General features: G+C 48.7%; 2 protein-coding genes. Both read left to right on the forward strand.

The features are described 5' to 3' along the window. A partial coding sequence (locus A3750_RS01575; protein ID WP_068547969.1) for an FAD-dependent monooxygenase occupies window positions 1-1000 on the forward strand: 1000 nt, incomplete at its 5' end. Window positions 1001-1049: 49 nt separating this feature from the next. Then, window positions 1050-1196: FAD-dependent oxidoreductase (locus tag A3750_RS27250; RefSeq protein ID WP_156498304.1), on the forward strand; the 147-nt coding region annotated here is incomplete at its 3' end.

Consider the following 1196-nt stretch of genomic DNA (forward strand, 5'->3'; position numbering starts at 1 on the left):
GATTAATCGCGTCCATGTCTCCGAGCAAGGTAAAATGGGCACGACGTCGATTGAAGCACGTGATGTGGGTGTTGATGCTCTCGGTTATGTGGTTCCGAATATGGCTTTGGGCGGACTGTTGCATTCTCGGCTTATGGAAAGTGACGTTGCGGTTCTAGATCAGTCGGTGGTTACTCAGGTTCAGATGACCGATACCTGCGCGCAGCTTGAGCTGGATGTGATAGAAAACAAGGCCGATGGTGATCGTCTTCAGAAAAAAAATCTAACAGCAAAACTCTTTGTGATTGCTGACGGCGCAGAATCTAATTTGGCCAGGTCTCTCGGGATCGATTATTCAATAAAGTCCTACCATCAAAAAGCGATCATCACGAATCTGAAAACCGAGTTAGACAACAAGGGCGTTGCTTATGAGCGGTTTGCTAAATCCGGGCCGGCTGCTTTACTGCCGCTCAAGAGAGACGTCAGCGCTTTGGTCTGGACTCTGCATGATGACGTCGCTGATGAAATGATAGCGATGACAGACGCCGACTTTGCAACGCATATCGAAACACTATTCGGTGGCCGTTTAGGGCGAATTGATAAAGTCGGTGAGCGGGATGCGTACTCTCTAGCGCTCACTCAAGCAAAAGAGCTATGTCGCGAGCGATTGCTTGTCGTTGGAAATGCGGCTCATAGTTTGCACCCTGTTGCTGGGCAAGGGTTTAATCTTGCTTTGCGCGGTATCGTTGCATTTATCGAAGGCCTAACCCTCTGTAAGGAAAATGAGTTTTGGGCTTACAAAAATTTAAAGCCTCTTGTTGATGCGCATCGTGGTGAACAGTTCAAAATCGTGAATTTCAGTGATCAACTTGTAGAGCTGTTCTCTCCAGACTCGCATGTTCCAGCGCTTCTAAGGAGTTCTGGCCTGGTGGCACTGAATTCGTTTAAAGAGTTAAAAACCGAGTTTGCGCGACATACCATGGGTCGAGCCCAATCACTTAAGCCTTTGAGTGCGGGTTGATTGGTTGATTGGTTGAGTGGGGTCTTAGGGCGTTTTTGGGGTGAGTACTATGTATGATCTTGTTATTGTCGGAGCCGGTATTTCAGGTGCAAGCGCGGCTGTCGCTCTTGCCAAGACAGGGCTGCACGTTGCCTTAGTGGATGCGCAGGACCCTAGGCTCGTAGCCTCAACAAAAGACAGAACGTGTGTTGATGAT

Source organism: Oleiphilus sp. HI0079, from assembly GCF_001635105.1.